Genomic DNA, 25,323 nt, shown 5'->3' on the forward strand with positions numbered 1-25,323 from the left:
TTACTATTTTAATGAACGTAAAGGAAGGGAATACTATGAGTATCCGTATAATTGTAAAAGAGCCAGATCCGGTATTGCGGGAAGTGGCGAAGGAAGTAACGAAATTTAATGCAAACTTGCAAAAGCTGTTAAAAGATATGGCTGAAACGATGTACGATGCTGAGGGAGTAGGACTTGCTGCGCCTCAAATCGGCATTTCGAAGCGCGTTATTGTAGTAGATGTGGGCGATGAGAATGGTTTGGTCGAGATGGTTAATCCTGTCATCGTAGAGCAAGAAGGAGAGCAGCTTGGTCCTGAGGGCTGCCTTAGCATTCCGAATCTTAATGGCGACGTGCTTCGTGCTGATCGCATTGTGGTAACCGGACAAGATAGCAGCGGACAGACGTTTACCGTTCAAGCATCTGGTTACTTCGCTCGCGCGTTCCAGCATGAAGTTGATCATTTGAACGGCATTTTGTTTACCGATTTGGCGGAGAGCATCTACGACATTTCGGAAAGAGCTAGAAAAGGCGGCGAATAGCTTCATGCGTATCGTATTTATGGGAACGCCAGAATTTGCCGTTCCCTCTTTGAAGCTGCTCCTTGAGCAGCAATATAATGTTGTCGCTGTTGTAACACAGCCTGATCGGCCGAAGGGCCGCAAAAAAACGCTGACGCCGCCGCCTGTAAAGGAAGCGGCGTTGTCGCTTGGGCTGCCAGTGCTCCAGCCTGAGCGCATGCGCAGTGCAGAGGCGGTTGCATTGGTTGCTGAGATGCAGCCGGATCTGATTGTAACAGCAGCCTACGGCCAAATATTGCCGAAGGCGCTGCTGGAAATTCCTCGACTTGGATGCATCAATGTGCATGGCTCGCTGCTGCCGAAATATCGCGGCGGCGCGCCTATACAGCGTTCGATCATTAATGGCGAGAGTTCAACCGGCGTAACGATTATGTATATGGCAGAAGGACTGGACACGGGCGATATGATTAGCGTCGTGGAGCTTCCAATTACCGATGAGGATACATCGGGCACGATGTTTGAGAAGCTGAGCATCGCAGGTGCTGAGCTGCTCGGCAAGACGCTTCCTGCTATCGTTGCGGGAGAAGTGAAAGCCGAGCCGCAGCAGCATGAGCAAGCAACCTATGCCCCGAATTTGACCCGCGATGATGAACGCATTGATTGGACAAGACCTGCGCGTGCCATCTTTAATCAGGTGCGAGGTTTGTCGCCAATGGCCGGCGCCTTTACGTACTTAAACGGAGAAGTGTTCAAAGTGTGGAATTGCGGAGTGCTTTCGGCAGCTACAGCAACTAATGCTGCTGCTGAGCCAGGGACCGTAGTTGCAGCAGATAGCAGCGGCATTCATGTTCAAACAGGTGAAGGCGTACTAGTGCTGAAAGAAATTCAGCCTGCTGGAAAAAGAACGATGACCGCAGCAGATTGGCTTAAGGGTGCACGATTAGAAGCGGGCACACGATTAGGAGATGGTGGAGCAGCATGACGGAAAGTACACAAAAACCAAGTCCAAATCGCAATAGCAGCAACCGGGCAAAGGGAAAATCCGGAGCGAAAGCAGGTCATAAACGACCTGCTGCCGGTGGACAGACTGCTCAAAATAACCAGCAGCCGGGACCGCGCAAGGTGAAATCTCCGCGTGAGCTGGCAATGGATACATTAGTAAAGGTCGCACAAACTGGTGCATACAGCAATTTGCAGCTTAATCGCACATTGCAGGATGCAGGTTTGCAGCGAGCGGACGCAGGGCTTGTTACCGAGCTTGTTTACGGCACGATTCAGCGACAAGTGACGCTTGATTACTGGCTTAGCCGCTTTGTATCCAAAGGGCTGAATAAGCTTGAGCCTTGGGTACATCAGCTGCTTCGAATGAGCGCTTATCAGCTGTTGTACTTAGATCGCATTCCGGCACATGCTGCTGTGAATGAAGCGGTTACGATTGCAAAGAAACGCGGCCATTCCGGTATTTCAGGTATGGTTAACGGCGTGCTCCGCAGTATCGATCGCGGACGAGCTGAGCTGCAGCCAGCTGAAATTAAACATAAAGATCCAATTATGCAAATTGCGCTGCGGCATTCCTATCCAGAATGGCTCGTAAGCCGCTGGTCTGCCGCATACGGTTATGAGCAGGCAGAAGCTATCTGCGCTGCGGGCAATGAGCATCCGCATACAAGCGTTCGCGCTAATACACTAAGGGGCAATCGTGAAGAGGCGATCGAGCTTCTAAAAGCAGCTGGATATGAAGCTGAGCCTTCTGTCATTGCTCCTGCAGGAATTACGATTAATCGCGGAGGCAATCTGGCCGATTCGGACGGATTCCGCGAGGGTGTTTGGTCGGTACAGGATGAAAGCTCCATGCTGGTAGCTGAAGTTGTAGCGCCAAAAGCCGGCATGCAAGTGCTGGATTGCTGCGCGGCACCAGGTGGAAAGAGCGCGCATTTGGCAGAACTGATGGGCGGCAAAGGCAAGGTGTGGGCGAATGATTTGCATGCGCATAAACGTGATTTAATTGTGACGCAAACCGAGCGATTGAAGCTGCGCAATGTTGAAGCGATTACCGAAGATGCTCTCAAATTAGGCGAGCGCTTCAAGCCGCAATCGATGGATGCCGTGCTGCTTGACGCACCATGCTCTGGATTCGGCGTTATTAGACGCAAGCCGGAAATTAAATGGACCAAAACCGCAGGTGATGTATCGGATATCGCTGCCATTCAACAGCGTTTATTGCATTCAGTATGTGATTTAGTGCGCCCTGGCGGTGTGCTTGTTTATAGCACATGTACGATAGAGAAGGAAGAAAATGAGCAGCAAGTAGCTCGGTTTCTGCAGGAGCATCCTGAATTTGAATTGGATCGGAATTGGCCAGAGGCTATCGTTGATCAGTTGATGAAAGCTGGAGCCATCGATGAGCATTTTAACGGTCAAGCTCAGCTGCTTCCACAGCATTTTGACAGTGACGGATTTTTCATAGCAAGGATGGTAAAGCGTCCATAATCGCTGCTTATGGCTGAACATGGGCGTTTGTGGTAAAATAAATCGATGGCGGTGTTCAGCTTCTATGAGCCGTCCTACTATAAAGGTACAGGTGTGATGAAATGAAACCATGCATATATGACTACACGCTCGAACAGCTTCAACAATGGATGACAGATAATGGTGAGCCGGCATTTCGCGGCGGACAGCTGTTTGATTGGTTATATGTGAAGCGGGTAAAGAGCTTTGAAGATATGTCCAACCTATCGAAAGCCCTTCGCGATAAGCTGGAGGAGAACTTCCAAATTATTACGCTTAATGAGATTACAAAGTTTGAATCGAAGGACGGAACCGTGAAGTTTCTATTCGGACTTCATGATGCCCACGCGATTGAGACTGTTATTATGCGCCATAACTACGGCAACAGTATTTGTGTAACGACGCAGGTCGGCTGCCGAATCGGCTGTACGTTTTGTGCTTCGACGCTTGGCGGCTTGAAACGCAACTTGACTGCGGGCGAGATCGTAGCGCAGGTTGTTACAGCGCAGATGATGCTTGATGCTACCGGAGAACGTGTATCCAGCATCGTTATTATGGGTTCTGGGGAGCCGTTCGAGAACTATGATGCAACGATGGCTTTCTTGCGTATTATGATCCACGAGAAAGGCCTTAACATCGGTCAGCGTCACATTACGGTTTCGACTAGCGGCATCGTGCCGAGCATGTACAAGTTTGCCGAGGAAAATACACAAATCAACTTGGCACTATCGATCCATGCGCCAAATGATGCGCTTCGCTCAAAGCTAATGCCGGTTAACCGTCGTTTTCCTTTTGCTGATGTAATGGCAGCTTGCCATAACTATATTGCGAAGACTGGCCGGAGAATAACATTTGAATACGCCTTGATCGGCGGTGTTAATGATCAAGCTGAGCATGCGCAGGAGCTGGCAGACGTGCTGCAAGGAATGTTGTGCCATGTTAACTTGATTCCTGTAAACCATGTCCCTGAACGCAATTATGTTCGGACTCCGCGCGAGGACATCTTTGAATTCCAGCGTGTACTTGAGAAAAATAAAGTGAGTGTAACGATCCGCAGGGAACAAGGGCATGACATTGCAGCTGCATGCGGCCAATTAAGAGCAAAACATATGGAGTCTCAGGCGAGGTGATGATTGATTGTTAACGGCAAACCGCAGTGATATTGGACGGGTTCGTCATGTCAATGAAGACCAATCATGGGTAAGTCAACTGAATAATGGAGTAACGCTTGCCATCGTAGCTGATGGCATGGGCGGCCATCAGGCTGGAGACGTTGCAAGCCAGAGGGCAGTTGACGCTTTCCGAAGCATGCTGGAGAAAAGCGCCGCTAAAGAGGACTTGTCTCTGCAAGAAGGAAAAATGCTCATAAGGCAAGCGATTTCGCAGGCGAATGACGCTGTCTTTGAGCTTGCTTCCCAGAACGAGCAGTATCGGAATATGGGTACTACGATTGTGGCCGCTTTAGTGAAACAGGACAACGCTATTATTGGCCATGTGGGAGACAGTCGCGCTTACAAGATTACCGAGGGCGTCATTACACAATTAACGAATGATCATACACTTGTGAATGAATTGGTCAAGTCTGGCCAGCTTAGCGCAGAGGAGGCTGCTCACCACCCAAGGCGCAACGTACTGACTCGTGCAGTTGGTACGGATTCTCAAGTTGAAATCGATGTTCAAGCGGTAGAGTGGTCCGCACAGGACGTGCTGCTGCTGTGCAGCGATGGATTATCAAATATGGTGAGCGATCAGGAAATGCTGCAAACGGTCACGACGGATCAACTTGAGCTGGATGCAAAAGCTGATCATCTCATTTCGCTTGCGCTGCAAGCAGGCGGGGACGACAATATAACTGTCGTACTTCTCCAAGAAGCAGCTGGCACGAATCGAGAGGGGTGACAAGGATGATTGGACAGGATTTAGGCGGACGTTATGAAATATTGACTCGCATAGGCGGCGGCGGGATGGCGCTTGTGTATAAAGCGCATGATGTGCTGCTAAATAGAAAAGTCGCAGTGAAGGTGCTGCGGCAGCAATTTGTGCATGATGAAGAATTTATTCGCCGATTCCGTCGTGAAGCACAGTCAGCAGCTGCGCTATCTCATCCGAATGTCGTCAGCATTTATGATGTAGGACAAGAAGAAGATACGCATTATATCGTTATGGAATATATTGAAGGCCATAATTTGAATGAAATTATACAAGAGCGAGCGCCGTTGCAGCCAGATGAAGCGGTGCGCATTGCTATGCAAATTGCAGATGCGCTTGATCACGCGCATCAAAATCACATTATTCATCGTGATATTAAGCCGCATAATATATTAATTGGCAAAAATGGACGTGTAAAGGTTACGGATTTTGGTATCGCAAGGGCGGTTACTTCATCCACGATTACACAGACAGGCTCAGTTATCGGATCGGTTCACTATTTTTCCCCTGAGCATGCCAAAGGAATCAATACCGGAGAAAAGTCTGACTTATATTCGCTTGGCATCGTGCTCTATCAAATGCTGACAGCTAAGCTGCCGTTTCTTGGCGAGAGCCCAATCAGCGTAGCTTTGAAGCATTTGCAAGAAAATTTCGAGGAGCCGCGAATCGTTAATCCGCATATTCCGCAAAGCGTTGAGAATGTTATTCTCAAAGCAATGCGTAAAAATCCAAGTGAACGTTATAATTCAGCACATGAAATGCTGCTAGATTTGGATACCTGCCTTCGTCCCGACCGGTTGAAGGAACCCAAAATCACATTCGCACATGTTAATGATTTGGAAGAGACGCGAGTGATGCCTGCTATTCGCGGCGATATTCGGCCAACTGAAACAACACAAGAGATTGCGCGGCCTGTCAGTTCGGTCAATGATGAGCAGCAAAAAGAAGTTGAATTGCAGCCAAAGCCCAAGAGCTGGAAAAAACCGCTTACTGTCGTAGGTGTTACACTGCTCATACTGGCGATTATTATATTTGGCTTCATCAAACTTCTTGGGGTGCTTGATGTTGCAGAAGTAGACGTGCCTACTGTCGTAGGCAAAACCGAAATTGAAGCGCGTCAATTGATTGAGGCCGCGGGGCTTAAGATAGAAGATCCAACCATTCGCGAGCATAACAAGGAAATTCCGAAGGATCAGGTGATAAGTCAGTCAAAGATGAATATGCGAGTGAAGGAAGGCTCTCTTATTCAATTAACGGTTAGTGACGGACCTGAGCTAGAAGAAATTGACAATTATGTTGGGAAAGCGCTGCAGACCGCTATTGATGAGCTTATTGCACTTGGGATAACAGAGGATCAAATCGTAATTGAAGATCCTGTTTTCAGTGAGGAAGCTCTAGATACGATCATTCAACAGTCGCCAAAACCGGGTGAATCCTACAATCCTGAATCGGTTGAATTTAAATTCGTAGTCAGCAAAGGCCGCGAGACCGTTGAGATGCCTAACTTAATTAACAAGCCGCTTGATGTAGCCAAAGATTTGATCAAAGCATACGAGCTTACACTAAATAAAGCTGATATTTTGTATGCTCCGAGTTATTTGCATGAGAAGGATCATGTCATTAGCCAAGATCCATTTCAACCTAATGAGAAAGTAACCAAAGGGGAAAAAATTACAATCACTGTCAGCTCAGGGCCGCCAGCCGATGCGAAAGAGCATAAGTTTAATATTATGATTTCACCGGCGGAAGCAGGCAAAGCAAGTGAAGTTCGAATTGAATACTCCGATGCACGTGGTGAAAATATTGTAGCAGAGAAACGTAAAATTACAGGTATGGAAACCTTCGTAGTTACCGTTCTTGTCTCACCGGATACGGAAGCCAGAGTAACGGTATTCCGAGACAATCAGTTTATTGATATCAAAACAATTACGTACAAAGAAATAGTCAATGGCACGAATTCATCCAATTTGACTATTCCGGGTAATGAAGTGAAGGAAACAGAAGCGCCGACACAAACGGAGGTTACCCAAAACAATGATGAGCCAATTGAAGAAGAGCAGCAGCAAGAGCAGCAACAGCCATAATAGCAAAGAGGGTCATCTCAAAGGCACGATAGTAAAAGCGCTTAGTGGTTATTACTACGTAAGAGCGGAGAATGCGGCGTCGGACTCGGCAACAGTCCAATGCCGCGCTAGAGGCGTCTTTAAGAATAAGGGCTTAACGCCGCTTGTAGGCGATGCAGTGATGTATAGCTTGACGGAGAACGGTGAAGGAACCGTCGAGGAGCTGCTGCCTCGTACATCAGAGCTTATTAGACCGCCAGTTGCGAATATCGATCTTGCGATTCTTGTGTTTTCGGTTACAGAGCCTGCTCTCAATTTGCAATTGCTGGATAAGTTCCTTGTGCATATCGAGCATGCAGGCATACCAGCCGTATTATGCTTAAGCAAGCAGGACTTAGAGAAAGACGGTTTGGAAACGGAGGAGGCGCAAGCTGCGGCTGCCTCCGTTAATCGTATATACAGAGCACTTGGATATGAAGTGTTCGGGACAAGCTCTCGTTTGGGAGAAGGCATTGCTCCATTTCAAGAAAAGCTGAAAGGCCATATGGCTGTATTTGCCGGACAATCAGGCGTAGGCAAGTCATCACTGCTTAATGCGATCGTTCCTGGTCTTAAGCTGGAGACCAATGAAATCAGCAACCGTCTTGGACGAGGCAAGCATACAACGAGGCATGTGGAGCTTATTGAAATTGGAGGCGGCTTAGTCGCTGATACACCAGGATTCAGCCAGCTGGACTTTCAGGAGCTGGGTATCGAAGATTTAGGTTATTGTTTTGTAGAAATGCGCGAGCTGTCTCCCGATTGTAAATTCCGTGGGTGCACGCATGTAAGTGAACCAGGCTGCGCCGTGCTTGCTGCGGTTGAGAGCGGGAAAATAGAAAAAAGCAGGCATGACCACTACTTGCTGTTTTTGACGGAGATGAGAGAGAAAAAACGGAGGTACTAACAACTATGACGATTATTGCCCCTTCCATATTATCGGCCAACTTTGCAAGGCTAGGAGAGGAAGTTCAAGCTGTCGAAGCGGCTGGAGCAGATTGGATTCACATCGACGTGATGGACGGACATTTTGTCCCCAATCTAACTTTTGGACCGCCGGTTATTTCAGCTATTAGGCCTGTGACGAAGCTTCCTTTTGATGTGCATTTGATGATTGAACGTCCGGAACTTTCAATTGAGGACTATATTGCAGCAGGCGCGGACCGCATTACTATTCATGCTGAAGCTTGTATGCATTTGCATAGAACCGTTCATTACATAAGAGAAAAAGGGCTTCCTGTGGGCGTAGCGATTAATCCGGCAACACCTGTTTCTGTGCTGGAGCCTATTTTGCATGATCTTGATCTCGTGCTTATTATGACGGTTAACCCTGGATTCGGGGGTCAGAAGTTCATTCCTTATTCGCTAGTGAAGCTGCGCCAGCTTCGTGCGATGCTGGAGGAGCAGGGACTAGATGATGTTCATGTACAGGTTGACGGTGGTGTTAATCAAACAACGGCAGCAGTCATTCGTGAAGCTGGCGCTAATGTGCTTGTGGCAGGAAGCGCCGTCTTCTCAGAGGTAGACCGAGCCGCGGCAATCGCGGTATTGCGCTAGGAGGTACTGCGATGAATGAACGGTTGAAAACAACTCTCTGGCTGTTGATGTATACATTTCTTGCCGGACTGCTGCTAGCGCTATTCTCGATGATATCGGATTTTTATCGGTATCTCTTCTCGCTGCTCGCATTGTACGTGGGCATTCGGTTTTTCCGGAGATTTGAAAAGCTAGGCATGCGAATCGCTTTTTTCGCGCTATCGATCGTATTTTATTTACTAATTGCTGTCGTTGGAGCGGCTATTATATATATAAGAGATCATCCAATGCCAATAACGGGCGCATAATAGGCTTTCCCCTCAGATGCACTATGGAATAGGACAAACTGACGACGCATAGGATGTTTACATGAGCGTAGTAATGTTGTCACGGATAAATTCGATGAGCGTGTCTGAGGAGGGATGAGGCATGAAATTTTATACAATCAAACTGCCTAAATTTTTGGGCGGGTTCGTAAAGGCGATTTTGAATACCTTCCAAAAAAATTAGGTCTAGATGCTGCAGGACACCCTTCGGCCGTGATCGTAGAAAAGCAAAAAAAAAGCACCTGAGCGCTCAGGTGCTTTTGTCTATGGCCATTGCCATCATTATACGCGTGTAACTTTACCAGCTTTAAGTGCGCGTGTGCTAACATAAACACGTTTCGGTTTACCATCAACCAAAATGCGAACCTTTTGCACGTTTACGCCCCAAGAACGACGAGTTTTGTTGTTTGCGTGGGAAACGTTGTTACCTTTACCAGGTGCTTTACCTGTAAGAAAACATTTGCGGGACATGACTACACCTCCTTTAAATCTTGCTTGAACAAAACGGATTCCATTAATATGGCTTCGTTATGCGTGAGGAAAATTTCATTCGTAAGCGAAATAACATTTAAACACACTTGAATATCGTATCACAAACATTGGTTCTGTTCAACCTAAATATAAGGACAAGGATGTTCTTTATTGCTTTTAAAGCGAGCAACCATGCAGAATAACTGGATTTATTGAACAGACTTCTATAAAGGAGCCGTTTATAGTACAATAATACTTAGTCCATAATACATACAGTAAGGGAGTGTATTTCCATGCCAATGCAGCTAAGCACAGAATTAGGTTCCATACATGTCTCAGACCATTGCATAGCCATTATTGCGGGCTCTGCGGCCATGGATTGTTATGGACTTGTCGGGATGGCTTCACGCAAACAGCTAAAGGACGGAATTGCCGAGTTGCTCGGACGAGACAATTTGACTCGCGGCGTTGAAGTTAGACGAGTAAATGAAGAATTGCATATTGATCTCTACATCATCGTAAGCTATGGAACAAAAATTTCCGAGGTAGCGCATAACATTCAATCCAAGGTAAAATATGTGCTGAACGACGTAATCGGTCTACAAGTGGAAGAAGTCCATATAATTGTGCAGGATGTCAGGGTACTTAAGTAACAGGGAGGGAAATTTCGTTGAGTAAGCGCTTTATAAACGGATCTGATTTTACCGCAATGGCACTGCTCGGCGCGGATTATTTACAGCGAAACGCAGAGCACGTTAATGCATTAAATGTATTCCCAGTGCCGGATGGCGACACGGGAACAAACATGAACTTAACGATGTCCTCAGGCGTTCGCGAGCTGCGCAGCAAGCCGTCAAGCAGCATTGGAAAAACGACAGAAGCCTTATCTAAGGGGCTGCTGATGGGGGCTCGGGGCAATTCCGGCGTTATCTTGTCACAGCTGTTCAGAGGTTTCTCCAGGTCGCTTGCCGGTCTTGAAGAAGCGGGAACGGTGCAAATAGCCGCTGCTTTGCAATACGGTGTTGACCTCGCTTATAAAGCTGTCGTAAAGCCTGTAGAAGGAACGATTCTTACCGTTGCCAAGGAAGCTGCGAAGCATGCCGTTCAGTACGCCCGTAGAACGAGTGACGTGGCTGAGTTGATGCACGAGGTGCATCAGAAGGCATATGAAGCTTTGCAGCGTACGCCTGATTTATTGCCTGTACTAAAGCAGGTTGGCGTAGTCGATTCTGGCGGACAAGGTCTCGTGTTTATTTATGAGGGTTTCGTACGCAGCCTAGCAGAAATCGATGGCCAGCTTGATACTTATTCAATGCCGTCAGAAGCAGCTCCACCTGAAGAAGTGGCTGTTCCTATTATCGTGCCACCAATTCGCAAGCAAGAGCCGATTTCGGCACAAGCACGCTTAGCGACGGAAGCTATTGAATTTTTATACGATATGGAATTTTTTATCAATCGCAAGCTAATCGGTCAAGCGGGAGCGTTTTTTGATGAATCCGCTTACAAACGTGCTCTTGGGAAAGATGGAGACTCTATATTGGTCATAACAGAAGACGATATTATTAAAGTTCATGTACACTCTCGCAAACCGGGAGACGTACTAAACCTATCGCTTCCTTACGGAGAATTAACCGATATTCATATTCTTAATATGCGCGAACAGCATCGTGATTTGCTTGAGCATGAGGCAGAGGATTCAGCCATTGTTGACTATTCTGCAGCAGAACTGCTTGCAGGGCAGGCCGTACAGGGAGTTCCGCCTGGTCAAGTATTTGAATGGGCGCCGTTTGGAATTATTGCTGTTGCTCTAGGCGAGGGGATTACGAACATTTTCCTCGAAAATGAAGTGGATACGGTGTTGTCTGGCGGTCAGACGATGAATCCGAGCACAGAAGATTTTGTGAAGGCGATCGAGGCTCTGTCAGCAGAGCATATCTATATATTACCGAATAACGGAAATATTATTTTGGCAGCTGAACAAGCTGCTGAGCTTAGCGAGCGGAATGTTACGATTATCCCAACTCGCACGATACCTCAGGGTTTAGCCGCTGTACTTGCTTTTAAGGAAGACGAGACGGCTGAACGCAATAGCGCATGGATGAAAAACGCTGCTGAGCAGGTTATGTCGGGACAAGTAACAAAGGCTGTGCGAGATACGACCATTGAAGGTGTGGATATTCGCGAGGGCGAATATATCGGCATTAAAGAAAAAACGATAGTTGTATCCAAAGCAAGCTTGCTCGAAGCCTGCCAATCGCTCATTGCGAACATGCTCGATACAGGCGGAGATTTGCTGACGATTTTGTCAGGTGAGGATGCGGAAGCGACAGAAACGGCGTCGTTATGCGAATGGATCGGGGAGCAGTATCCTGATCTGGAGCTTGAATTGCAAAAAGGCGGACAACCGCTGTATCCGTATGTTTTTGCTTTGGAGTAAATGTAATCGTTCTAACAATGGGAGGAAATGGCCATGGGAAAGGTCCGAATAGTAACGGATAGCACATCTGATATTCCGGAAGAGGTCAAAAAGCGCTTGGGGATATCAGTAGTTCCCCTTAAGGTGCTGTTTGGCGAGGAGACGTTTCTAGATGCCGTGACGATTACGTCCGAACAATTCTATGAGAAGCTTGCGCAGTCATCTGTTCTTCCTACAACATCTCAGCCATCACCAAACGAGTTCTCAGAAGTATATGAGGGCTTGATTGCGGAGGACGCTGATTCACCTATTATTTCTATTCATTTGTCAGCCGCGCTCAGCGGTACGTATCAATCGGCTGTCATTGCTCATTCCATGCTCGAGCAAGAAGCGGATATTACGATAATCGATTCTAAATCTGCTTCATACGGGTTCGGACTGCGTGTTGTGAGAGCTGCCGAAATGGCACAAGCAGGCGAATCGAAAGAACGGATTATCGAAGAGATTGAGCGGCTTGAGCGCAGTACTAATTTATACTTTCTAGTCGACACGTTGGAATATTTGCAAAAGGGCGGACGAATTGGCAAAGCATCCGCGCTGATCGGTTCAATACTCAACATAAAGCCTATCTTATCTTTGGACAAAGATGGGGTTGTGCTAGCTGTAGATAAAGTGCGCGGCTCTAAGAAGGCGATGGCTCGTATTATTGAACTATTGAAACAAACGTATGGCGATGAGCCGGTCGGTATGACAATGGCTTACTCTTTCAGTAAAGACACAGCTGAGGATTTGTGTGAGCTATTGAAAGCCCAGTTCAATGTACAAGAAATGAACTGGACGACGGTAGGTGCTGTTATCGGCACGCATACGGGACCTGGCACATCGGCCGTGTTTATGTACAGGATGTGATCGTAAAATGACACTTGATCAAATTTCTGTTCGGCAAATCAAAGGCGTGAGTGCTCCCAAGGAATTGGAGCTTCACGCCTTTGGCGTGAGAACAGTGGCGGATATACTTGATTATTTTCCATTTCGCTATGAGGATTATCGCATTCGTGAGCTGACCGATGTAAAGGAAGGCGAGAAGGTGACGGTTCTAGGACATGTCCGAGGCATTCCAATGCTGCAGCGATATGGAAAAAGCAAATCAAGATTAACATGCAAGGTTGAGGTTGGGCAGTGGCTCGTGACGGCAGTTTGGTTTAATCGGCATTTTCTGCAGGACCAGCTTGTCATTGGCCGTGAGATTATGCTTACGGGCAAGTGGGAACAGCAGCGCCTGCAAATGACGATATCGGACTCGGAGTTTCCTGGCAGCGGCGGACCGGCTAAATCGGGAACGCTGCAGCCGGTTTATTCGGTAGGCGGAAGCATCACACAGCCTTGGATGCGGAAGACCGTGCGTCAAGCGTTGACGCAATATGGGTCGATGATTGAAGAAATTTTGCCGTTTGAGCTTGTGGAGCAGCATCATTTGATGCCCAGACGCGACGCGGTGCATCGCATTCATTTGCCGGATGATACGAAGGAAGGACTGCAGGCGCGCAAACGGTTGGTATACGAGGAGCTGTTTCTGTTTCAGTTGAAGCTCCAAGCGTATCGGGCTCTTAATCGCAAGCGGAATGATGGCATAGCACATCGAATTGAGAGTGAGACGATTCGTCAATTTGCTGCAACCCTTCCGTTTGAGCTGACAGATGCTCAGAAGAAGGTCGTTAATGAGATTTGTGTCGATATGAGAAGGCCGTCCTGTATGAATCGGCTGCTTCAAGGCGACGTTGGCTCCGGCAAAACGGTTGTGGCAGCTATTGCACTGTATGTTGCGGTGAAATCAGGTCATCAAGGGGCTTTGATGGTGCCAACAGAAATACTGGCTGATCAGCACATGCGCTCGCTTACAAAAATGTTCGCAGAGCTCGGGATTGAGGTTGCTCTTCTAACAGGAAGCGTGACGGAACGCAAACGCAGGGATGTGCTTGCGGGGCTTCAAATGGGCATGATTGATATCGTCGTTGGAACGCATGCTCTAATTCAGGACGATGTTTTTTTTCGGAGCCTTGGGCTCGTCGTTGTGGATGAACAGCATCGTTTCGGTGTTAATCAGCGGAGCGTGCTGCGGCGCAAAGGGATGAACCCCGATGTGCTTACGATGACAGCAACGCCGATTCCGAGAACGATGGCGATTACCGCATTCGGCGATATGGACGTATCGACGATTCGCGAGCGGCCGCATGGGCGCAAACCGATTAAGACGTATTGGGTTAAGCACAGCATGATGGAGCGTGTGCTCGCTTTTATAAGGAAAGAAGTAAACAAGGGGCGTCAAGCTTACATCATCTGCCCGCTGATCGAGGAGTCGGAGAAGCTCGATGTGCAAAATGCGATTGATTTGTATGTGCAAACGCAGCAGTCGTTTCCTGATTTGCGGGTAGGCCTGCTGCATGGACGCCTTTCAGCTGCGGAGAAAGAAAGCGTGATGGGTGCTTTTGGCGCAAATGAAACGCATGTGCTTGTGGCGACGACGGTCGTTGAGGTAGGCGTCGACGTTCCTAATGCGACACTTATGATCATTATGGATTCGGAGCGATTCGGATTATCCCAGCTGCATCAGCTGCGAGGACGTGTAGGGCGGGGAGAGCATCAATCACATTGTATATTAGTAGCCGATCCGAAATCAGAAACGGGACGCGAGCGAATGAAGGTCATGACGGACACGGATGACGGATTTGAAGTGTCTAAGCGGGATCTTGAGATTCGTGGTCCGGGCGATTTTTTTGGCACGAAGCAAAGCGGCTTGCCAGAGTTTCGTTTGGCTGACATGGTCGCTGACTATGAGCTGCTGGAGCTTGCTCGGGACGATGCTGCTGAATTAACAGGACGAGATGATTTTTGGACGAATGAGTCGTTCGTTAGATTGCGCAGCTTGCTGGAGCAGGATCAATTTTTTCAAGGGGAACAGCTGGACTAGGCAATATTCACCTCCTTTCGGCATATAGTTTAACGATGTGACTGGATTGCCTGATGGAGGTGTCAACGAAGTGAGTTACCAAAACTATGGGATTAAGCCTCAGCTGGTCGAGCGTGTTAAATACAAAATGAAAAACCCTGCTGTGAAGGAACGGATTAGGGACCTGCTAGGAAATGTGACCAAATACGATTTGCAAGATCGGCCAAAGGTTAGACGGCTTGTGAAAGCGGCGTCCGTTATTTTGCAGGAGCAGCTTACGGATACACAGGAAGACCAGATTGTTGCTTTCATTATGGCGCAAAAGATTGACCCGAACAACACGTTTCATTTGCTGAAACTGTGGGGGATGTTTCGCTGACCGCTTTGGTCAGCGATTTTTTTTTATTTGGCAATGGGAACATCGTTCCGCTTGGTTTGCTGCTACCATAGCTCGAGCTGCTCGTCCACTTCAATGCGCTCGATTAAAGAAGAGTCGTCGTTTCGGACGCTTCCGACTGCAAGGGAGACAGGGTAAGCTTCAAGCTCATGCGATGAGTACGGCTTAAGGAGTGGAGTGATCATCTTAACGTCCGTTACCGCGCGGTTCAGCCACAGCTGCTCTGCCTCGGGCCGCAAAATGACCGGCATGCGATCATGAACCTCGGAAACGAGCTCGTTTGGCGTAGTTGTTAGAATCGTACAGCTATTTATTTTGGTCCCTTCAGGAGATATCCAGGTCTCGTACAGACCGGCCATGCTGAATAAGGAGCGGTTTTTAAGCACGAAGCGCATCGGCTGCTTGCCTTGTGCTGTCGTTTTCCATTCATAGAAACCATCGGCAGGGATGAGGCAGCGCTTGCGCTGCAGCGGGGCCTGAAAGGCTGGTTTGCTCGCTGCTGTCTCTGATCGAGCATTCAGCATCTGGAAACCAATTTTTGGATCATCCGCCCATGGCGGCACAAGTCCCCACTTCAGCTCGCCTAGCCGATTATTTTGGCCATCATTTATAATGGTCAGCACCTGCTGGCTCGGAGCTATATTATATTTCGGACGGTGAAAAGGTACCATCGTTTCTTCGATCATATACCTAACCATCAGCTCTTCCAACGTAACCGTGAGTGTATACCTTCCGCACATGGCTGTCATCTCCTTTCTAATGCTTTTATTATACATCGTGAGCGCTCGAATCGCATATGTTGCATACACGGTATGACGAACTGTTCCGTGGCTGATACTGGATACTATAGGGTTTAAACTAGGCAGCAAGCTTGTATAGTCAACGACGCGATAGGAGGAGCACTGACAATGGACAAAAAGCATGAGGGACGGTCTTATCGCCGGACATTCGGTTACTGGCTAGGGCAGCTGCTCGCGCTCCCCAGCGCTGCGTTTGACTATGCAGTAGGCAAGTGGGGGGCAATGAGCGCATCGGATGCGATGATTGCGGAAGCAACACCGCTGCAGCTTTCAGCTTCTTCCGTTGCAAAATTGAAGTATGCATGGTCGAAGCATTTTGAATCTGCTGATGCTTCAGCAGTGACAAGCTGGAATGAAGAGGAGCTTGCGCTAATCGAACGAATTCGCGCTGAGACTGCTGCTGCCAATCGGAATAACGTGACGAGAACGGAAGCTTATCGTATTTTGTATTTCCGCACTCCGGAGCTGCACTGGGCGCTGCTTGCGCATATGGTGTCCCGGAATGGCGGCTGGAATATGACTGACTTGCAAGGCGAGTGGCTTCCATGGCTGCTGAACTCGGAACAGCGGTTAGCTGTGTTTCGTTTTTTGGAGCAGGCGAATGCATTGATATTTCAAGATGCTTATCCACAGCTGCTCTTGTATGAACGGAGCAGGCGCGAAGGGAGGAGCTTGTTCCATCTGCTGCCTGCTTTTGGCGTATCCTCGTTTATGGCGCCGGTCTGGAAGCAGTACTGGCGAGATCGCGACGCGGTGCCGCTGACGATCGCATTAATCGTTAATGAGCAGCATTATATCGAGCAGCGTGTTGTACAGCATCCCTTTTTTCGAGAGAAGGTGCTGCATACGTTATTTTTTGGTCTGCAATCGCTGCTTCAGCTGAACGGGGTTATTTTCCCTTATGGCAATAGCCCGGGAAAAGGGGAAGGAGCGTTTGCGCTGCGGCTCTCTGGTCTTATTTTGGAGCGGTTTGAAAATATAGAAGAGAGAATTGAATTCGGCAAGCGTCTTTATGCGATGTTATTCGGTGTACCGCGCGTCTATGAAGGAGCTAGATCCTTCGCTGCTGCGGTTAAGCATACAGGCTCGCGTGCCGACTACGCGCCGCATATGTTTACGCGTGTACGTCAGCAGCCTCCACAGCCAATTTATAAGGAGCGTCTGCTGGGCGCACGGTTAAAGCCTGGTGCTGAGCCGCTTTACAGCCCAGAGCTTAGTGCAGCGTGGAACGATCAACCCCTTGAAATGCCGGAGCCTGGGGATTGGTTTACGTCCGTTGCCGATATTTCGCCTTATTTTCAAAAGCTGCCAATGCCGCATTCTTTTGAAATTACGAATGAATATGGGCTCATGCTTAACAAGATTGAACTGGCTGTTCTTGCGGTGCAGCGTGGCAATAAGTGAAGTCCCGTACTTCGACACTTGTTGGCGGAGCCGGACGAGATCGAGGAAAAAGCCAGAAGCGATACAAAATAATATCAAAAGAAAACAGGAACTGCTTCGTTGGCCATTCTGCCAGTTGAGCAGTTCCTGTTCAAGGATAAGTTCTACTTTGGGCTGCTTTGAGCGAAGCTAATGGAACAGAGCACTCCTTATTCCCAGGCAGCAGCGCCTTCAACATCGTGGATAGAGAACCACTCGCCATCGACCATGAAGCGGCCTTTCAGCTGATCTACGCGGTCGACGATTCCGCTGACGGTCAGTTCCTCATGCGGATGAAACAAACGGAGCGTGATGGGCTGCCGCTGCTGCAGCGATTCTGTCACGGAGCGGGCTACATGTTCCCATTCCTGTTCATCCAGCTCCACCCGTTCACGCAGCCGCAATGTCTTCTCCTGCTCATTGATTGCGACTTTGTGCTCGGGCAGCATCATGCGGCTTGACTCCCAAAGTCCGTTGCCTTCAAGTTTTTTTCTCATTTGTAATGTCCTCCGATTTTCTCAGAGCGGTGCTGCGCTTGCCCCGCGTCCGTAATGGACACCGCTCTCAAAATAGTGGCATCCCCATATTTCCTCTTCAAGGCGTCCGTCGCCCGCTCAAGCGCCATCGTCTTCTCGCGGTTCGGATCAAACAGAGAAAGCTGGTATTCGTCATCCTGCGAAAATTGCGATAGGCTGACGCCAACCTTCCTTACGGGATAACCGTCCCAATGCCGCATCATCAGCTCTACCGCGGCCCGATAAACCTGATTCGTGACGTTTGTCGGATCGTCCATCTTCATCTGACGGCTAAAGCCCGTAGGCCGATCATAATCGGCACCCATTAATCCGACGGAAACGACATGCCCCATATATCCTTTGCCTCGGCAGCGCTGGCAAACGAGCTCGGTCAGCTCAAGCAATACAACTTTGATCTCCTCCAGCTTCCCATAGTCACGCGGGAGCGTCATCATATGCCCGATGGCCTTGGGCGCAACCTGATGTGTGCCCGGCGTAACGGGACTTTTGTCGATTCCGTTTGCGATGTTCCAATACAGCTCCGCGTTGATATCGGAGTTTTTGCCGAATTTACGGCGCATCATCAGCTTCAGCTTCTCAAGCGGCGTTGCCGCTAATTGGCCGATCGTCTCCAGTCCCATCGATTGGAAGTGCCTCGTCATCCGGCTGCCGACCATGAACATCTTGGAGACGGGCAAGGTCCAGAGCGTATCCTCAAGATTGTCTCTGGAGAGGGTGTAAATGCCTGCATCGTTTTTTTTCGCATAGTTGTCACAGGCCGTCTTAGCCAAAATTTTATTCTCCGCAATACCGAAGCGGGTGTACACGCCAAGCTCTTCTTGGATGCGGGTTTGGATATGATGAGCCAGCTCATCCGGTGAGCCGTACAAATGCAGCGAGCCCGTTACATCGAGAAATTGCTCATCAATTGAGTAGGGCTCAACGAGGTCTGTGTAGGATTGATAAATGCTCGTAATCATCATAGAAACATCGATATACAGCTGCATGCGCGGTTTGATGATAATTAAATCCGGGCATTTCGCCAGCGAGTCGCCCAGCCGCTCAGCAGTCGTTACTCCAAATGACTTGGCGATCGGGCAAGCGGCGAGAATGATGCCGGAGCGGCGTTCGGGGTCGCCCGCAACAGCAACCGGCAGATGGCGATACTCGGGATGCTCCGCCTTCTCCACCGATGCATAAAACGATTGGCAATCCGCAAGCATAATGACTTTGTTAAGAGACATTTCGGCACACCAGCTCTGCTGCTAATACATTTGCCGCAAGAAAGACGCGCTGTGCGCCGGAGTCTATACAAAAGGCTCTGACATAACCGTCTCTCACAGATAGGACACGAATCCTTCGTTTCGTAAACTTGCCTTTTTTGCTCATATAAATCACATCTACGACACAACCGACTAGGCTGAACCATTTTTCCATTGTCATGATGCATCTCCTCCATAATAAGAACGTTTGTTCTTATTATATACAGAACGCACGTTCTTATACTAGAGGTTATTTGTGGTTATTATTGACAAGGTTTGGTTGGGAACAGCTTCGCAGTCCGATTAGGCGTTCGAATAGCTATACGCGGAGCAGCACGAAAACCAATCTCAAATAGGACAGTACATATTTACATCCATAATGCGCCAAAATAGAAGCAACATGGAAACGAAGGGTGCCGTTATGAACAAACAAAACACAGGTAGGCTAACGCCGTTTAGTCCGTCGCTGCATGCGAATGTCAAAACCATTCGCGATTGCTTCGGCAACAGCACGGATATCGTAATCCGAATGTTTCGCAGCGATGCGGCTCCAGAACGTGAGATTGCCATTATTTATGTGGATGGAATCGTGAACTCGCAAATCATTAATGAGAGTGTCATGGAACCGTTAATGTCAATGAGGCTGCCGCAGCATGCTCATGTGAAGGGAAGCAAGCTGCTGGAAGCGCTTCGCAGCTGCGTCGTTTCAATCGGCTCGGTGCAGAGTGTGAACACACTAGAGTATGCACTCCAATATATGACGGACGGATTATGTGTCATTATGGCGGATGGCAGCGCGGAAGCGCTGACGGCGGATGTGAACGGCGGCGAACAGCGCAGTGTTACGATTCCTCAGACTCAGACCGTGATTCGGGGTCCGCAGCATGCCTTTGTAGAAAACATTCAAACGAACATCAGCTTGGTCAGGCGCATCATACGTTCCTCTGACCTTCATGTGCAAGTGCACAAGATCGGTCAGCAAACGCATACGAATGTAGCCGTTATGTATTTGCACGGTATAGCAGACGAAGGGATCGTGAAGGAGGTTTACCGCAGGCTGGCGGCCATTGACATTGACGGTGTGCTGGAGAGCGGATACGTGGAAGAGTTTATTCAAGATGATACGTTCACGCTGTTTCCAACGCTTTCAAATACAGAGAGGCCGGACTCAGTGGCAGCAGCGCTGCTGGAGGGAAGAGTAGCGGTAATGATAGACGGCTCACCTATGGTCTTAATGGCCCCGACTACATTTTTTTCGTTTTTTCAATCGCCAGAGGATTATTATCAACGATATGATATTGCATCCTTCGTTCGTCTCATCCGTTACGGTTCATATATTGTGTCCATTCTGCTGCCTGCCTTGTATATCGCAGTTACAACCTTTCATCAGGAGATGCTTCCGACAACGCTGCTCATTAGTCTAGCGGCGCAGCGAGAGGGGATTCCGTTCCCTGGACTGGTTGAGGCGCTGTTGATGGAGGTCACTTTCGAGGTGCTGCGAGAAGCAGGATTACGAATGCCGCGGGCGATTGGGCCCGCCATATCTATCGTGGGCGCTCTCGTACTCGGCCAGTCGGCTGTTCAGGCGGGCATCGTGTCAGCGGGTATGGTGATCATCGTATCCTTTACGGCGATTTCCAATTTTGTAATGCCGGAATTCAACATGGCGGCCACATCTCGCATTATTCGTTTTATCTTTATGATTATGGCCGGTATTTTTGGGTTTTTCGGCATTTTCATTTCTGTATTGTTTATGCTGATCCATTTGGTATCGCTGCGCTCGTTCGGAGTGCCATATATGTCTCCGCTGGCACCAGGACCTACAAAGCAAGGACCATGGCGAGACGTGTTCGTCAGGCTGCCATGGTGGGCGGTCGTGCTTCGACCTCTAGATTTGAATCTGCGCAATCCAAGACGGCGGCCGAACGGAAAAAAACCGCCGGCACAGCGTCATTCCGATAAGGCGTAATGAAAGGGGGAACCTGCCATGAAAAAATGGAGGCTGCTGCTGCCGATGCTCATTTGTTTGCTGGCAACGGGCTGCTGGAATCGCATAGAGCTGAATGATATTGCGATTGTTTCTGCTACCGGCGTTGACTGGAAGGATGGGAAATGGGTGTTGTCGTATCAAGTGGTCATACCGGAAGCCATTTCCAGTCAAAGCGCGAGCAACAGCACAGCGGCAGTCCATGTTTTTTCCACGCAAGGGGAAAGCTTCAGAAGCGCGGTCAGCAAAGCAAGCCAGGAGACGTCGCGGCGCCTCTATTTCGCACATAATCAAATTGTCATTATCGGTCAGGCTGCAGCGCGCAAAGGACTGGGACCACTCCTAGACACGTATTTGCGCAATCATGACTCCCGCGAGACGGTGAGCGTTTTCTTGTCGAAGGGCAGCGCGCGCCGGATGCTCGAGCAATTGATTCCACTTGAGAAAATTCCAGGCGCAGCCATTCAGCGCATGATCAATAATGAAGAGATGAACAGCTCTGCCTTCCGTCAAATGACCATTCATAAAGTACTGCTGGATTTGCTGGGAACGACAAAGGCCACTGGCATACCCGGTTTAATTGTGTCCGGTACGAAAGAAAGTGTGGACAATGCAGGGCAGCTTGCGTACACCAGTACACCTTCAAAGGTCAGATTGTTTGAACTGGGCCTTATTGAAGGGGACAAGCTGGTAGGCTGGATCAACAATGAAGAAAGCCAAGGCGTGATGTGGCTCGCAAATCAAGTGAAAAAAACGACGGTTTCATTCGCATGCTCAGCGGACAAGAACGAGCCCAAAAACTCAACTATTCGCATTACGCATTCGGATACAACGCAGACTCCTAAATCTTCAAAAGGCAATTGGCTGATGGATTTGAGCGTAAAGGCGACTGGAACGCTGATGGAGTACAATTGCGAGGGTGATCTCATGAATCCGAAAGAAATAGAGAAAATACAAAAACGGATTGAGGGCGAGATTGCCGCTATTATGCAAAAAGGATGGAACGCTGTCAGCAAGCATAAAGCCGATGTAATCGGCTTCGGAACGATCATTCACAATAAATATCCAAAGCAATGGTTAAAAACGTCGGGCAGCTGGTCGGAGCAGTTTTCGAACATCGAAGTAAAGATGAAAGTTAAGGTGAATTTGAATTCAACTGGCCTTAGCGGAAGTGGATTTAAGAAGGCGCAGGAAAAGGACCATCAATAACATAAGCAGAAAGGAGACCCTATGCAGCAGATTGGCAAAAACCAGCTTTCGATTTTGATCATCGTTTTTTTGATAGGCAGCACCCCTTTGTTCGAGCTCGGCATACAGGCGAAGCAGGATGCTTGGCTGGCGATGACGCTTGCTGCGATTGCTGGTCTGCTGCTTATCGTTATGTACGTTCAGGTGCAGAAGCGCTCCCCAAATTCGGAGCTTGCTGAGCTATATGTTATACACTTCGGAAAATGGATCGGCGGCTTTGTAGGCATACTTCACGCGTTATGGTTTGCTTATGAATCGATGCGCAACGTACGGGACGTCGGAGAGCTTACGATGACGGCGCTGCTCACCTTTACGCCGAAATGGATTGTTATGCTGCTGATTATCAGCGCTGCAGCGTATACCGTCAGCAAGGGAGTGGAAGTATTTGTCCGTGTCGTGCAGCTTCTATTTCCGATTGCAGCGCTCAGCTATGCTTTTATTATTTTACTCCTGTTTGTTGCCAGGTTGCCCAAAATAGCACATTTGCTTCCCGTTTTTGAACACGGGATTGGGCCTGTCGTGAAGGCGGCCTTTCCAGATTTATTATCTTTTCCATTTGGACAAATGGTTATTTTTTTCGTTTTTTGGAAGCACGTGAGCGAGAAGAAAGGAATTGGGCCAGTCACTTACAAGGCTTATATTGGCGTGTCCTTATTTCTAATCCTAATGAATATCATTACGCTATGCGTATTAGGGCCAGAGCTGTCCTCGCTTACAGCACTGCCGCTGCTTGAGGTTGTACAGTTAATTAGGCTTGCTAATATATTGGAGAGGCTTGATGTGCTTGTAACCTTGCTTCTGTTCATCGGTCTATATGTCAAAATGACTGCGCTATACATGGCATCGGTATTCATGTTCAATATGATCACTGGTATTGCCTACCGATATTGTGTGCTGCCTATTGGTCTCATTATTTATGGGGCATCGTTTATTGAAGCCAATAATACTTCCCATATTTGGATTGGACTCGATGTTACGCTGAAGATTGCGCCGTTGTTCCAAATTGTGCTGCCGCTGCTTATGCTAGCCGTTGGAATACGCAAGAAATACAAAAAGGCTGCATGATTGAAAGTTGTGCGCAGTGCTCACCCAAGCGGATAGGCTGACATATTTTATGGGTAAGTGAGCCGTTTATGCTTGCTTGAGGAGGATACGCGTGAGCGATGCCAATAGCTGCATGACAAGCATTATTCTCGTTACCTACAATAAGCTTGAATACACGAAACAATGTGTGGAAAGTATTCGGAGACATACGCAGAGAGGCAGCTATGAGCTGATTATTGTAGATAATGGTTCGACGGATGATACGGTAAAATGGGCTAAAACCGAGAGCGATATCATCGTAATCGACAATGGCTGCAATGCTGGTTTTCCTAAGGGCTGCAACCAAGGATTGGCCGCGGCCTCGGGCGATCTTCTGCTGCTGCTAAATAACGATACAATCGTAACGCCAAGCTGGCTTGACGGTCTCAAGCGCTGCTTATTTAGTGATGAACGAATTGGGGCAGTCAGCCCCGTTACGAATTCGGCTTCCTACTGGACGACGATCCCGGTCGACTATACGACGATAGATGAAATGGAGCTATTTGCTTCTGCACTGCATGCCAACCCTGACAGAACAAAATGGGAGGAGCGCGTGAAGCTGGTCGGCTACTGCCTTCTGCTGCGGAGAGAGGCATGGGAGAAAACGGGATCGCTCGACGAGATTTTCGGAATCGGCAACTTTGAAGATGATGATTATAGCCTGCGGCTCCGGCTGGCGGGATATAAGCTAATGCTGTGCGGCGATACGTTTATACATCATTACGGGAGCATCTCCTTTAGCTCGGAGCCAGAACAATATGTACAAAACTTCAGAAAAAATGCTATAGTTTTTATGTCCAAATGGGGCTTTGACCCTGGTGATGCAACGTATATACGAATGGATTTCAGCACCGTAATTGAGCGGGAATCGCATGAGTACAGGCGCGAGAATTGCTCGATTATGGAAATAGGCTGCGGGTGCGGAGCTACGATTTTGCATATGAAAAAGCAATTCCCATCCGCAATATGGTACGGAGTTGAGCGTAACGAGCTGGCTGCTAGAGTAGCAGAAGCTTCGGGAATTACCGTATTCCGCTCGAATGATCCGAAGGATTGGAGGCTGCCTGCTGAAGGTCTTGACGGCATCGTAATCGGAGATGCTCATGCTTACGGGACACCGCAAGCCATGAAAAGTCTAGTTCGTCTTCTAAAGCCTGGGGGCTGGCTAGTCGGGTGCTTTGCCAATCGCTATTATTTCGACAATATTCGGCAATATTTAAATCCAGCTAATGCACAAGCACAGCATCAAGCGGCATCACAGTACTCCGCAGAACAAGTTAGCCAGCTTTATCTGCAGGCCGGTTTTATCTATGTGAAGATTACACGTGCGGATAATAAAGCGCAGGAGCAGCTTGAATACATCCATCTGCTAGAGCAGCTAACGTCTGAAGAGATGTCAAAAGAGCTGACAGCCGCTTATTTGCTCGTATATGGACGCCTTGCTCCTGCAGCAGAGACCAAAGAAAAGGCAGACTTTGAAAGTTCGCAGGCTGCTGAAGAAGCAAAGGTTGAATGGCGGGATGAGCATGTGGATCTAGGACAATAACAGATGGTGCAGGAGCTGCATGTTCTGGCTGCCGTATGTAGTAAGAGGATTAGTATCGTGGCTTGATGATAATCATTTTCAAAAAAAACTAGCATTAAATGCGGGTTTTGCTATACAATGAATGGTATTGACGAAACCGAATATGTTCCGGGGAGCTGGTTAGGCCGGCTGAGAGGGGATTTTCTATACAATTCCGACCCGTTAAACCTGATCTGGATAATGCCAGCGTAGGGACAGAAGCTCTGTTTAGCAAGCAGGCGAGATCAAATTGATCAAGCATTTGCTGTATAAACAGCTGCACAGCCAATGATATGGCGTCCTCCGGATT

25 protein-coding genes and 1 riboswitch are annotated in these 25,323 nt (G+C 48.4%); of the genes, 20 read left to right on the forward strand and 5 right to left on the reverse strand.

Annotated elements, in window-relative coordinates:
- Window positions 1-35: 35 nt before the first annotated feature.
- The 10 genes from def (at window position 36) to spoVM (ending at window position 9,085) form a co-directional block, all read left to right on the forward strand.
- A complete protein-coding gene (def, locus tag AC0VYE_RS15095; RefSeq protein WP_218639590.1) occupies window positions 36-521 on the forward strand; it encodes a peptide deformylase in 486 nt (161 codons plus the stop codon).
- A gap of 4 nt (window positions 522-525) precedes the next feature.
- On the forward strand, window positions 526-1,482 hold the full coding sequence (gene fmt, locus AC0VYE_RS15100; protein ID WP_475448935.1) for a methionyl-tRNA formyltransferase: 957 nt from the start codon (window positions 526-528) through the stop codon (window positions 1,480-1,482).
- Entirely contained in the window at window positions 1,479-2,990 is a 1,512-nt protein-coding gene (rsmB, locus tag AC0VYE_RS15105) for a 16S rRNA (cytosine(967)-C(5))-methyltransferase RsmB (protein WP_475448937.1), read from the forward strand. Before fmt ends, rsmB begins: the two co-directional genes overlap by 4 nt.
- 101 nt (window positions 2,991-3,091) lie before the next feature.
- A complete protein-coding gene (gene rlmN, locus AC0VYE_RS15110) occupies window positions 3,092-4,138 on the forward strand; it encodes a dual-specificity RNA methyltransferase RlmN (RefSeq protein WP_076268270.1) in 1,047 nt (348 codons plus the stop codon).
- 7 nt (window positions 4,139-4,145) lie between these two features.
- The gene (locus AC0VYE_RS15115) at window positions 4,146-4,907 is read left to right on the forward strand and encodes a Stp1/IreP family PP2C-type Ser/Thr phosphatase (RefSeq protein WP_076268271.1); all 762 of its coding nucleotides are present in this window, start codon (window positions 4,146-4,148) and stop codon (window positions 4,905-4,907) included.
- 5 nt (window positions 4,908-4,912) lie between these two features.
- On the forward strand, window positions 4,913-7,021 hold the full coding sequence (pknB, locus tag AC0VYE_RS15120) for a Stk1 family PASTA domain-containing Ser/Thr kinase (RefSeq protein WP_475448940.1): 2,109 nt from the start codon (window positions 4,913-4,915) through the stop codon (window positions 7,019-7,021).
- Window positions 6,972-7,946, forward strand: a complete 975-nt coding sequence (gene rsgA, locus AC0VYE_RS15125) for a ribosome small subunit-dependent GTPase A (RefSeq protein WP_256710896.1) — start codon at window positions 6,972-6,974, stop codon at window positions 7,944-7,946. Before pknB ends, rsgA begins: the two co-directional genes overlap by 50 nt.
- A 5-nt stretch (window positions 7,947-7,951) precedes the next feature.
- On the forward strand, window positions 7,952-8,596 hold the full coding sequence (rpe, locus tag AC0VYE_RS15130) for a ribulose-phosphate 3-epimerase (RefSeq protein ID WP_076268273.1): 645 nt from the start codon (window positions 7,952-7,954) through the stop codon (window positions 8,594-8,596).
- A gap of 11 nt (window positions 8,597-8,607) precedes the next feature.
- Entirely contained in the window at window positions 8,608-8,883 is a 276-nt protein-coding gene (locus AC0VYE_RS15135; RefSeq protein WP_475448943.1) for a hypothetical protein, read from the forward strand.
- A gap of 121 nt (window positions 8,884-9,004) precedes the next feature.
- Complete coding sequence (gene spoVM / locus AC0VYE_RS15140; protein ID WP_010345573.1) at window positions 9,005-9,085, forward strand: stage V sporulation protein SpoVM; 81 nt, start codon at window positions 9,005-9,007, stop codon at window positions 9,083-9,085.
- 98 nt (window positions 9,086-9,183) lie between these two features.
- On the opposite strand, the gene rpmB is transcribed toward spoVM, so the two are convergent.
- Window positions 9,184-9,372 carry a 50S ribosomal protein L28 gene (rpmB, locus tag AC0VYE_RS15145; RefSeq protein WP_053375639.1) on the reverse strand — a complete coding sequence of 63 codons (189 nt, stop codon included), beginning with the start codon at window positions 9,370-9,372 and terminating at the stop codon, window positions 9,184-9,186.
- Window positions 9,373-9,665: 293 nt separating this feature from the next.
- On the opposite strand from rpmB, the gene AC0VYE_RS15150 reads away from it, so the two are divergent.
- The 5 genes from AC0VYE_RS15150 to AC0VYE_RS15170 all read left to right on the forward strand — a co-directional run bounded on the left by AC0VYE_RS15150 (window position 9,666) and on the right by AC0VYE_RS15170 (window position 15,114).
- Window positions 9,666-10,025 carry an Asp23/Gls24 family envelope stress response protein gene (locus AC0VYE_RS15150; RefSeq protein ID WP_076268275.1) on the forward strand — a complete coding sequence of 120 codons (360 nt, stop codon included), beginning with the start codon at window positions 9,666-9,668 and terminating at the stop codon, window positions 10,023-10,025.
- 56 nt (window positions 10,026-10,081) lie between these two features.
- Entirely contained in the window at window positions 10,082-11,809 is a 1,728-nt protein-coding gene (locus AC0VYE_RS15155; RefSeq protein WP_475449586.1) for a DAK2 domain-containing protein, read from the forward strand.
- 33 nt (window positions 11,810-11,842) lie between these two features.
- Window positions 11,843-12,697, forward strand: coding sequence for a DegV family protein (locus AC0VYE_RS15160; RefSeq protein ID WP_076268277.1), 855 nt, complete (start codon window positions 11,843-11,845; stop codon window positions 12,695-12,697).
- A gap of 7 nt (window positions 12,698-12,704) precedes the next feature.
- Window positions 12,705-14,756 (forward strand): ATP-dependent DNA helicase RecG, encoded by a 2,052-nt coding sequence (gene recG / locus AC0VYE_RS15165; protein WP_076268278.1) that lies wholly within the window; start codon window positions 12,705-12,707, stop codon window positions 14,754-14,756.
- A 70-nt stretch (window positions 14,757-14,826) separates the two neighbouring features.
- On the forward strand, window positions 14,827-15,114 hold the full coding sequence (locus AC0VYE_RS15170) for a stage VI sporulation protein F (RefSeq protein WP_076268279.1): 288 nt from the start codon (window positions 14,827-14,829) through the stop codon (window positions 15,112-15,114).
- A gap of 62 nt (window positions 15,115-15,176) precedes the next feature.
- On the opposite strand, the gene AC0VYE_RS15175 is transcribed toward AC0VYE_RS15170, so the two are convergent.
- Window positions 15,177-15,872 carry an SOS response-associated peptidase gene (locus tag AC0VYE_RS15175; RefSeq protein ID WP_076268280.1) on the reverse strand — a complete coding sequence of 232 codons (696 nt, stop codon included), beginning with the start codon at window positions 15,870-15,872 and terminating at the stop codon, window positions 15,177-15,179.
- Between the two features lie 168 nt (window positions 15,873-16,040).
- On the opposite strand from AC0VYE_RS15175, the gene AC0VYE_RS15180 reads away from it, so the two are divergent.
- Complete coding sequence (locus tag AC0VYE_RS15180) at window positions 16,041-17,336, forward strand: DUF2515 domain-containing protein (RefSeq protein ID WP_475448948.1); 1,296 nt, start codon at window positions 16,041-16,043, stop codon at window positions 17,334-17,336.
- Window positions 17,337-17,524: 188 nt separating this feature from the next.
- On the opposite strand, the gene AC0VYE_RS15185 is transcribed toward AC0VYE_RS15180, so the two are convergent.
- From AC0VYE_RS15185 to AC0VYE_RS15195, 3 genes are read right to left on the reverse strand one after another with little or no spacing between them, the layout of a single operon-like run.
- On the reverse strand, window positions 17,525-17,851 hold the full coding sequence (locus AC0VYE_RS15185) for a YolD-like family protein (protein ID WP_475448950.1): 327 nt from the start codon (window positions 17,849-17,851) through the stop codon (window positions 17,525-17,527).
- On the reverse strand, window positions 17,848-19,113 hold the full coding sequence (locus tag AC0VYE_RS15190; protein ID WP_475448952.1) for a DNA polymerase IV: 1,266 nt from the start codon (window positions 19,111-19,113) through the stop codon (window positions 17,848-17,850). Before AC0VYE_RS15190 ends, AC0VYE_RS15185 begins: the two co-directional genes overlap by 4 nt.
- Window positions 19,103-19,312 (reverse strand): hypothetical protein, encoded by a 210-nt coding sequence (locus AC0VYE_RS15195; RefSeq protein ID WP_475448954.1) that lies wholly within the window; start codon window positions 19,310-19,312, stop codon window positions 19,103-19,105. Before AC0VYE_RS15195 ends, AC0VYE_RS15190 begins: the two co-directional genes overlap by 11 nt.
- 240 nt (window positions 19,313-19,552) lie before the next feature.
- Between AC0VYE_RS15195 and AC0VYE_RS15200 the strand changes: the two genes are divergently transcribed.
- From AC0VYE_RS15200 to AC0VYE_RS15215, 4 genes are all read left to right on the forward strand, one after another.
- Complete coding sequence (locus AC0VYE_RS15200) at window positions 19,553-21,100, forward strand: spore germination protein (RefSeq protein WP_076268371.1); 1,548 nt, start codon at window positions 19,553-19,555, stop codon at window positions 21,098-21,100.
- A gap of 18 nt (window positions 21,101-21,118) precedes the next feature.
- Window positions 21,119-22,327 (forward strand): Ger(x)C family spore germination protein, encoded by a 1,209-nt coding sequence (locus AC0VYE_RS15205; protein ID WP_076268303.1) that lies wholly within the window; start codon window positions 21,119-21,121, stop codon window positions 22,325-22,327.
- Between the two features lie 21 nt (window positions 22,328-22,348).
- Complete coding sequence (locus AC0VYE_RS15210) at window positions 22,349-23,431, forward strand: GerAB/ArcD/ProY family transporter (protein WP_475448956.1); 1,083 nt, start codon at window positions 22,349-22,351, stop codon at window positions 23,429-23,431.
- A 91-nt stretch (window positions 23,432-23,522) separates the two neighbouring features.
- Window positions 23,523-24,995: a glycosyltransferase gene (locus tag AC0VYE_RS15215; protein WP_475448958.1), complete on the forward strand. Its 1,473-nt coding sequence runs from the start codon at window positions 23,523-23,525 to the stop codon at window positions 24,993-24,995.
- 138 nt (window positions 24,996-25,133) lie between these two features.
- A riboswitch (TPP riboswitch) is annotated at window positions 25,134-25,246 on the forward strand.
- Window positions 25,247-25,323 lie beyond the last annotated feature (77 nt).

This window comes from Pristimantibacillus sp. Z349TD_6 (assembly GCF_056173205.1).